Source organism: Effusibacillus consociatus (assembly GCF_042652925.1).
Lineage (GTDB): Bacteria > Bacillota > Bacilli > Tumebacillales > Effusibacillaceae > Effusibacillus > Effusibacillus consociatus.
In genome coordinates this window covers 1-9,423 of record NZ_JBHSHC010000007.1, presented here as the reverse complement: position 1 = coordinate 9,423, position 9,423 = coordinate 1, and the positions used below count along the sequence as shown (strand labels likewise).

7 protein-coding genes and 3 pseudogenes are annotated in these 9,423 nt (G+C 41.5%); 6 read left to right on the top strand and 4 right to left on the bottom strand.

Features of this window, described 5'->3' with window-relative positions; all coding sequences use genetic code 11:
• Positions 1–63: 63 nt before the first annotated feature.
• A pseudogene (locus ACFO8Q_RS01060) lies at positions 64–891 on the bottom strand (DUF4158 domain-containing protein); the annotation flags it as partial.
• Positions 892–906: 15 nt separating this feature from the next.
• A complete protein-coding gene (locus ACFO8Q_RS01055; RefSeq protein ID WP_380023632.1) occupies positions 907–1,872 on the bottom strand; it encodes a tyrosine-type recombinase/integrase in 966 nt (321 codons plus the stop codon).
• Positions 1,873–1,946: 74 nt separating this feature from the next.
• Between ACFO8Q_RS01055 and ACFO8Q_RS01050 the strand changes: the two genes are divergently transcribed.
• Together ACFO8Q_RS01050 and ACFO8Q_RS01045 are read left to right on the top strand one after the other, a co-directional pair.
• Positions 1,947–2,180 carry a hypothetical protein gene (locus tag ACFO8Q_RS01050; protein WP_380023631.1) on the top strand — a complete coding sequence of 78 codons (234 nt, stop codon included), beginning with the start codon at positions 1,947–1,949 and terminating at the stop codon, positions 2,178–2,180.
• Positions 2,170–2,436: a type II toxin-antitoxin system RelE family toxin gene (locus ACFO8Q_RS01045; protein WP_380023630.1), complete on the top strand. Its 267-nt coding sequence runs from the start codon at positions 2,170–2,172 to the stop codon at positions 2,434–2,436. Before ACFO8Q_RS01050 ends, ACFO8Q_RS01045 begins: the two co-directional genes overlap by 11 nt.
• 781 nt (positions 2,437–3,217) lie before the next feature.
• Here the strand turns inward: ACFO8Q_RS01045 and ACFO8Q_RS01040 are convergent.
• Positions 3,218–4,419 (bottom strand): annotated as a pseudogene (locus tag ACFO8Q_RS01040) (transposase).
• A gap of 397 nt (positions 4,420–4,816) precedes the next feature.
• Between ACFO8Q_RS01040 and ACFO8Q_RS01035 the strand changes: the two are divergent.
• Positions 4,817–5,521, top strand: a complete 705-nt coding sequence (locus tag ACFO8Q_RS01035) for a hypothetical protein (protein ID WP_380023627.1) — start codon at positions 4,817–4,819, stop codon at positions 5,519–5,521.
• A gap of 134 nt (positions 5,522–5,655) precedes the next feature.
• Here ACFO8Q_RS01035 and ACFO8Q_RS01030 read toward each other — a convergent pair.
• Positions 5,656–6,902, bottom strand: a pseudogene (locus ACFO8Q_RS01030) (IS110 family RNA-guided transposase).
• A gap of 301 nt (positions 6,903–7,203) precedes the next feature.
• Here ACFO8Q_RS01030 and ACFO8Q_RS01020 point away from each other — a divergent pair.
• The 3 genes from ACFO8Q_RS01020 (at position 7,204) to ACFO8Q_RS01010 (ending at position 9,174) form a co-directional block, all read left to right on the top strand.
• Complete coding sequence (locus tag ACFO8Q_RS01020; protein WP_380023623.1) at positions 7,204–7,551, top strand: hypothetical protein; 348 nt, start codon at positions 7,204–7,206, stop codon at positions 7,549–7,551.
• Between the two features lie 92 nt (positions 7,552–7,643).
• Positions 7,644–8,678, top strand: coding sequence for a hypothetical protein (locus tag ACFO8Q_RS01015; RefSeq protein WP_380023622.1), 1,035 nt, complete (start codon positions 7,644–7,646; stop codon positions 8,676–8,678).
• 88 nt (positions 8,679–8,766) lie between these two features.
• Complete coding sequence (locus tag ACFO8Q_RS01010) at positions 8,767–9,174, top strand: hypothetical protein (RefSeq protein ID WP_380023620.1); 408 nt, start codon at positions 8,767–8,769, stop codon at positions 9,172–9,174.
• Positions 9,175–9,423 lie beyond the last annotated feature (249 nt).

The following is a 9,423-nucleotide window of genomic DNA, read 5'->3' as shown; positions in this document are numbered from 1 at the left end:
AAAATCGGTCGTTTAATCTTACATATTATGGATTATCGTGTGTTGTTGCATTTATTCTTGCAATTTAAGTTCATTAAATCTGCGGAAGGAATGGGGTTCATATCTTGACCCTATTTTCGAAAGCTGACGTAACCGGTTTGGATGAATCCCGCTGGTATCAATCTGCAACTGTAAAATCTCTTATGTACTCGAGTTTTTCGATCACTTTCAGGAAGGCATCCGGCGAAGAGTGGCCAGCGCCTCTTTTAGCCAAGCCAGGTACGTTTTACTGCTATCCGGCATAGGAGACACAAGACGGTCCAGCTTCTCAATTTGTGTGGAAGTCAGGGAAGAGCTTAAAACCTTGAAGATTTTTTCCTCAGTCCGCTTCCGAGCCTCCCATACAGCTCGTTCAATGGTAGCCATCGAGGGAAGAATGATTTTTTGTTTGCGCAACTCTTCCAAAGCGGTTTGGATTAGATGCAACGGATTACCATTTGCCATTGCATGGGTATAAAGATACTTGGAAAGAGAACGGTATTCACGCGGGGTAAACGAGGTGAATCCATATTCCTTCCGGATCTCCTCCAAGTGTTCATATTTTGTCGCTTCCCGTTGGAAATAGGAGCTGTATTCTTTACTGTCCAGATTGATTTGTTTAGCGATATACCGCAATACATTTTCCGGAATCTCTTTCACGCCTGATATCGTCCAGCCGAGATACCGGAGGACGCATAATTGCACAGCAAATTCAAGCCGATTGTAATCTCTCCGATGTCGTTTGATCACTTCAATGTCATGCTGTGTAAACGTGAAGTAAGTACCTAATTCCCAATCGTCAAGATCAGAAGGAATTTTCATATACCGTGATCTTTCTTCCGGAGTGAGCAGTTCTCTTACTCTCGCGTACATGACGTTTCACCTTTCCTATTGCCAAGCAATTTTTTCAACCTCGGATTGTAAATCCGCTTGGGTTGCCTTCACGTATATCATCGTCGTATCCAAGCTGTCATGCCCCATAATTTGAGCCAGTCGGTGCAAAGGAGTATTTACTGCCATTACGTACCCAAATCGATGCCGTAGATCATGAGCGCTTAGCTCTTCAAGCCGCGCCAATTTCATATATTTTTGAATCAGATGCCGCAGTGCCCGTTCGCTCAGCCTGCCGCCTGTTTTTTCAGATGGAAACAAATACTTAGTACCTGGCGGCAGTGTCGGCAAATATTTTTCCAAAACAGCTCTGCATGTGGAGTTCAGGGGAACTTCTCTTTGTTTATTGAGCTTGCCGGACCGAACGATAACCTGTCCGCTGCGTTTTCCAATATTGATATGTTCTGGTGCTAGGTCGCAAACTTCCATTGTGCGAAGGCCCGTATGGAGCATTAATATAATAATGGTTTGATCTCGTAACGTACCGCTGTGTTCCGCCGCAGCAACCAAAGCGGCTTCTTCTTTTTCTGTCATCTGTCGGGGGCTTGTCTTTTCTGCCGGAACTAACTTCACCGACTTTGAAGGATCACGGCGGATACGTCCTTCGGTAGTCGCCCACTCAAAAAATCGTTTAAGTGTAATTAAGCGGCGGTTGATAGTTGCCGGCTTTAATTCCATTGTTTTTTGCATGACTTCCCGGTATCGGGTCAACGTGGGGGGGGCCACATCCTCTAATCGAAAAGCAATATCCTCTTCCTGGTTGTCTTGTTCAGAACTCTCAAACCATCCAATAAACTGTTTCAGATCACTTGCATATTCCTTCAAAGTTTTTGGATTCAAGTCTTCCTCCGTGGAGAGGATGTATATGAAATCGTTAATTATTTGTTCTCCTTGTGCGGATATTACCTTTGGGATGCTCACTGTCGGAAACCCTCCAAATTCTTGACTTACATTAGCGGACATCAAGGGTGAATTTAAGATACATACAATCACCGCTAATATAATTTAGCGGACATTATGGAGGAATCGCTATGTCGATGCCAAAAGAAAAGTTCCACCGCATCATTGACCTGTTACCTGAAGATCGATACGAGAGACTTGTAAAGGCGCTGCCCAAAATCATTTTTGAAGGCGAAAAAGACGTTGACGATTTGACTCCAGAAGAGCTGGTCGAAATTTTGGCTGAGGCAAAAAAGGCAAAAGAGGAAGTGGCGAAAGGCGAGTATGCCACTTTTGATGAGGTTTTTGGAGACCTGAGCAATGATGTATAAAGTGATCTTCCGCAAAGAGGTTGAAAAGTATATTAAGAAACTGGACAAACCCACACGATTGCGGATCCGAAACGCCATTCTTGAGCTAGCCGAGAATCCGTACCTTGATAAAAATGTGAAGCCCTTGGAAGGCGGCGAAAGTCTCTTCCGGAAACGTGTGGGGGACTTTCGGATTGTCTTTTCAGTGGAAAACGAACAATTTGTTATTTTGATCATCAAGGTCTCGAGTCGCGGCGATGTCTACAAAAATCTTTAATACATATCAGGTGTCCCGGGTATCCCATATGTCTAGAATCTAATATTGCGGTACACGCAACAATGCTCCTCAACTCTTGAAGTAAATTGGTCGAATAGGTTTAGGAGGAGTATTAGCGTCGCTGTCATTTATCTTAACACAAAAAGTGGAAGTCCTTATTTTTCAAGGGCTTCCTCTTTGTTTATATGTATACAAAGTAAGAATCCCGTGTTGCTAATCACTGGAATCGGTACTATCTGTTGCGAATTAGTATAGCCGAAGGCCATCCATTGGACAATGAAAAAAGAAAATGCTCGAAGTTCCAGTACCAAAATAAAAAACGGAACTCAACGGATTAAGGAAAAACGATGTGAATTTTCATCAACATAGACCGCTATGCGGCTGAGGGATCTTTACCTGGTATGAAGTGCTTATCAGGGATTGGAAAACAACAGAATTTTTCAAAACAACTTAATTATTTATAAAATAAATTAAGTTTAAGAAGGAAAAGTACAAAAATCATCGAACTTTTATGCACAAATCAAAAAATTAGGTTGGAACCGTAAAACGTAAAAGCAAAATTATAGGTGCTATTTCTACTTACTGGGCTGTTGGTTAGTAGTCCTTATTCAGTGATTCTTTGAGAACAAGGACTTACTTGAGCGTTTTGCAGAATTAGCTATTCCATAAGAAGTGAAAACAAATGCTCCCTTGTAAAGAATGGTTTTCGCTTTCGTTCTTTAAAGTGCAACAGTCAAATGGGCATACCAACAGAATTCTGAATCAGGTTTGTTCTGAATTATTAAGCAACTCGTTTCTTTACTTTTGCTTTGGAGATGGCTAACGCCGTTGCCAGCAATACAATCGCATTGAGATATACGTGGGTTTTCACCTTCTCAATGCCTCCCACATGGACGTCGTTTGCCGTAAGAAACTCTTTCAAGCGAGAATTACAACGTTCGACCGCAGTTCGTTCGTTGTAAAGAAGCTTCCAATTCTTCGTATCCCGATGGGGATTACAAAACCGTCGGATATCATCGTTGATGTTCACCTTCACTACCATTCTATAGTTGGATGAGGAACACCAAGAAGTACCGTGCGGACACTCGACTTTTCCCGTAGCATGAGGGCAGCGGAATTTGAGCCAATCTCCATTCGCTCCCCAATATGTCATCTCGTATCCCATGGAACAACGAGAAGTCCCATTGGATGAGAATCCGGCCGGCGGTTCCTTCTCATTCCGAAGATTCAGCGGAATGATCGCTTGAGCTTTATGCTTACGAGCGGCTTCGTAATTCTTGACCTGATCATACCCGGCATCCATGATGAAATACTTAACATCCTGTTCTGACTGCTTGACCACCTCTTCCATAAGTGGCGGTGCCATGTCTCCGTCATTAACATGTGCCGGTGTGACATCGAGTGCAACGGGTAATTCGCTCTCGGTATCGACCGCAAGGTGAATTTTGTAGCCAAACCATGTGATTTTATTGCCAAACGAATCAAACTTAGCGCCCCATGTGGCATTGCCAGTTTCTTGACATCTGGATTTCGATTGTTTCTTTTCGTACGCCTTAATGCCCATAGCGTCAATGGCAATCTTGCTTCGTCGATGATACCTTCGTTACGACACTGTTGAACGAGATCGAGAAAGAGTTGTTGAGCAAGATTCTTTTTTACCAGTTCGCTAAACACCCGACTCAAAGTCGAAATGGAGGGAGCTGGTTTATCCATCCGAAACCCGCATTGATAACGGAAACGCAAGTCGGTATCGAGCCGATGATGGAGTGCCGTAAATGTCGAGATTCCTTCCAACGGGGCTACCAAGAAAGCACGTAATAACGCTTCCCGGCAGATTTCCTCAGCCCCTTGGGGTGATGGACTTCTCAATTGTCTTGCGTAAGGATGCAGATTTAAGGCAGCAAAGAAAATTGGTAGACGATCTTTGTAGTCAATTTTGTGCCAGTCCTCAAAGGAAAACAAGGTTTCTTGGAGAATATACAAAGTGACTTCCCTCCCAAGTTGGGTTTTCTTGTTTAGTCACTTGAAAACTTCTCCAATTTGGGGTGAAGTCCTTTTTTTATCCTTTAGAAACCTTATGGGACAAGGGCTGGGGAATCTGCAAAATGCTCACTTATAAAATCTCTGAGTAAACACGACCATAAGAAAAATTGATGGAAAACGAATCATGTCAACGGATATCGAAATAATTTTTAGATTTCAAAAAAAAAAAAAAAAAAATCAATGCAGGAATTTATTTGCATCATATCGAATCCATTTAAAGAACTTGTAATTTCTTACAAAAAAGGGGGTATATAGAGAAGTATGTAGCGGAACGAAAGTCAAATAAGGTGTAGTGTCAAAATTTCGATCGTTAATCAAAAAATGGAGGTGTTTATGTATGAAGTTAAAAAATGCCCTAACTAAGACACTTGTTGCATTATCTTTATTTTCATCCTTGGCAATGATTAGTTCTACTGCAAATGCCGGTACTAATAGAGACGGTGGGTCTATCTCCGGAACTTGGTCCGGTAATTTTAACGATTTGGATTTAGCACCGAGTCAAAAAGCAGAGCTTCTTTTTGGATATAACAATGGAAATTGGTATGGGAATTGGTCTCACGTCGCTATGACTAGAGAAGGTTCTTATTATGGAGGAGGCGCTTTTCGTCCATACGATCCATTTGAAAGGGAGTCTGGATGGGACGGTTATATTGTAGAGGCTACCACGTGGAATCCACAGCCTGATTCGGAATGGGATAATGTTTATACTACGTCATGGCAAAGTCATTTTCATAAATACGATGCTGCCTCGTTAGATTATGTGTCTATTCCAAATAAAAGCTATACTAGAGATTCGATCGTTTATACCGCCAACAGTTATGGGGGTACGTATAATTTTTCTGCTACTTGGTCTTCAAACAACGAATGGTTCTGCTCAAAATTAGTAGCCCGTGCTTTTTATGATAATACAGGGTATATAATGGGGTGGGACACGCCAAGCGGTACCTATTATGATAATGCTGTTTATGAGTATAGATATGCGACTTCCGCTGGATATGACGGAGGCGGTAACTATGCTTGGACTGGATATCGTCACAACTAATCGTCTTATACAAGGAGGAAAAGTCTGAAATCATTGGGTAACGCACAGAACAAAGTAAACGAGCATGCCAAAATAAGCCGTACACAACACGACCAAATGGTAAATAATGTATTACGTTTGAGGGGTAAGGCGAATCAGGTTGCAGCCGCCATTATTCGATAACCCTGAGCTTGTGCCAATAAAACCGCTTGTTCTACCGTGATTTCACGGTTTACTGGACGAACATCGGATTTTTTGTACAAATCAGGGTTATAGGGTTCTTTGTTCTTCAAGATGTGATAGATGGCCGTTAACAGCATTCGGGCAATCGCAATGATCGCACGTTTGTGGCCTCTGCGCCTCTTCAGTTGCAAGTAACGGTTTCGGATTTCGGGATGTTTTTCGCTTTTGACTACAGCGGTGGCACACTGTACCAAAAGAGGCTTGATGTAGCAGCCGGCTCTCGAAATCCTTACTGACTTTTTCTTGCCGGCACTCTCGTTGTTAGTGGGTGTTAGTCCTGCCCAGGAGCACAAATGTTTGGCTGTCGGGAACACGTCCATATTCACACCTATTTCTGAAACCACGGCAATGGCGGAAAACAGGTTTTTGAAGGACGGAACAGTCAAAATCAATTTGATTTCTTCGGAGTAGGACCCGGCAAGGGAAAGAATAATGGTTTCCAGTTCCGTTTTACGGGATTCGAGGTCTTCGTAGTGTTGTTTGATGACCTTGATTTTTCCGGCCTGTTCGGGCGTAATGAGTCCGTCAATCGCGAGTTCCAGTTCAGGAAGTTTCCCTTTCATGGAGCCGTGAATGAGCGGTTCCATGTCAAAAGACGTATCGTGCGGATTGTCCAGCAGTTTGGTAATGATATTCATCGAGCTTTTGCCAAACGTATCCGAAACGACATTTCCGATTTGAATGTTGGAAACCGTCAAGCTGTTTTGGAGCCGATTTTTCTCGCTCGACGAAAAGTTCGTCAGCTTAAAGCGGTAGCGCATCAGGTCGCGCAGTTGCCGGATTGGCAAGGGAGGCATAAAGCTTCCCGCGACAAGGTCGTGCTTGAACAGATCGGCAATCCATTGGGCGTCCTTTTTGTCCGTTTTCTTGCCGCGAATGGCCTTAACGTATTTCGGGTGAGCCAATGTGATGTTGCAGGATGCTCCAGAATATTGAACACGGGAATCCAGTATTTCCCGGTCGATTCCATACAAACATCCTTGCAGTCGTTCTCACAAAGCCACTGTGACAGCTCATTCAGTCCTTTGGTAAAGGTTGAAAAGCGATGGCGTTTGTAAGTCGTGACGCCTTTGCTGTCGGTGGAAGCGATACAGGCCACGACAAAGGTTTTGTGAACGTCAATTCCACAACAGACAGGGTAGACAATTTTTAAAGCCATAAGGAAACTCCTTTCCAAGATATACAGGGATAGTCAGCAGGGACTGATTGCCCAGCAATAAACGAGTTGTTTATACAAAGATAAGTCTGCGTGCTCGAAGCGACACTTATTTGTGCTTGGAAAGGCGATCTACACATATAACAATGCGGTCACTCCATATAAGAAGTGGCCCACTCACCTCCGCGTGATTTGTAGTGTACTGGCATCCCTGTAAGTTTAAGAATACAAAAGAATCGCTCACGGCCTAACGGATTTCATTCCGTTTTGTGCCTTGAGCGAAGCGAAAGGAATGGGTATAACAATGAAAATCAAAAGTCTAATGATTGGTGGCCTAATTTTGACACCCATGTTAATAGTGGTTATTTCTCAAGCTAATGAACCTAAACATTATAGCGATACCGCTAAAACGTTCACTTACAATGGAGTAACGGTTCACGCAAACGCTTTGACTGATGAAGTTAAAAAAGCGGTAGATGAAAAAATAAAAGCCGCAAAAGAAGATGGGAAGCCTATCGAGAATTTGGAGATCGTCGCTTCTAATGCAAAGCCCGGCTTAATTAAATATGCAAAACAAAGAATTAAAGATGGAAAAATGACCAAAGAAGAAGCCAAAAAGCAATGGGGATTAACTGACGATCAACTAAAATAACATACGATCACAAGAGAAGCACAAGAGAAGCACAAGAGAAGCCGCTAGGGCGGTTTCTCTTGTAAAATTTTTCCGAGAGGGTGTCTTTAAGTTTGGACAAACGGCTCTGTATTATACCCTTATTATTAGTAATGTTGTTATTGAATTTAGTCGGATGTTCTCAAGAAGCAAATAAATCTAAAAAATTTTCGGGATCACTCGCTTATGCAAGTTATCATAAAGGTGACTATACATTATATTTTGTTGACCCAAATACTTTGGAAAAAAAAGAACAATTCTCCCTTACAAAAGGATATGGTGATGAAATATTCAAAGACTCAAAAGAAAGGATCTGGATCCCGGTACAATGGAAACCCGACTCAACAACTCGTGACAATTCTGTGGTTGTTTTTGATTTGACAAATTCTAAAAAAACAATCATCCAGGTCGGTTTTATTCCCTTAGCAGTATTTTTTAAGGATCATGATGCTTATATCGTTTGCAGAGAAAACGGGTTCAATCCAACCATTTATAAGGTAGATTCTTCACTACAGGCAACGAAGTGGAAAACAATCGAGAATAGCGGTCTAATTTCAGGGTTACAATTTGATGGTAATAATATTTATTGGAACAGTTTACTGGTTGATCCCAAAGACCCTAAACAATCTCTTCCGCAATTGGTAAGGGTCTCATTATCAGATGGTTTGACACAGGTGAAGAAATTATCGAACGAACAACGAGGATTTCATGGCCTATTGTATTTTAATGGCCATTTGTATATGGGGCTTCAAGGTGAAGAAGGAAATCTACTTGAATTCGACCCAAAAACATTACAACAAACTCGGATTTTCCCGTATAAAGACATGGTGGGAGAGTTAAAAGTGATAGGAGATCAAAAAATTGCTGTAACCAATTACTCTGCCCGATATAAAAAAGGGGCAAAGATTTCAGTTTTTGATATAAATAAAGCTGAAGTTATTAGTTCATTTGATTCACAAAACGCAGCAGAACATCTTTCATATATAAACGGAAAATTCTACATCGTCGATAACCGAAAGAATAAAATAGAAATATGGGATGCAACCGGTAAATCAAATCAGGTCTTTGAGGCACCCACTATGGTATCAAATATTTTATTAGTCAATTAGTTTACAATCTCGAAAGGAGAGGGACCTTATTAAACGATTCTTTGCTTCTTTACTACTTATTTCGTTTTTTTTGCCGTGGATTCCGTATATGGACATGGTTTCAAGTACTCCTATGAATGGATTTTATTTTCTTTTTGTCTCGTTGGGCTTTGGCTATGCGGGCATTATGCGTGGAGCCATAACAAGCCTTTCATTTCTTGTAACAGGCATTATGCTGGTCTCTATTCTTTTGCTATGCATAAGAATCGTAATTAAAAAAAGCGAAAATGTCCGAAAAGAACCGAAAGCCTTGTTCCTTCTGACATGTGCTACCTTCCTTTTTCAGGTCATTATTGGTGTGATGAATGAAATGCAACGCGGGAAAGCGTTTTTTGATTCTCTATTGGATCAATTTTCATTTGCTTCTTATGGAGTCTACATCGGGCTATTGGCAGCGGCAGGGTTATTATTTTCGGATATTGCTATCCAAACTATGAATAAAAAGATGGAAAAATGAAACGCTTATTTGACAAAGACGAATCTCCTTAAAACAATCATCCGTAAATCAATAAATTTATAACCCAAGTTTGGCGACATAAATTTCCAATCCCTTTCAGGATAAGGTATTTCGGATTCAATTCTTGTTTTGTAGTCCTAAAATATTTAGCGAAATCATTCTGAAAATCTGTTTATTTGGAAGGTTTTATTCTATACTTATCGTAGTCCTATTATTTTTTCGTCTGGGGGGCTACAATGTTCCTTAAAA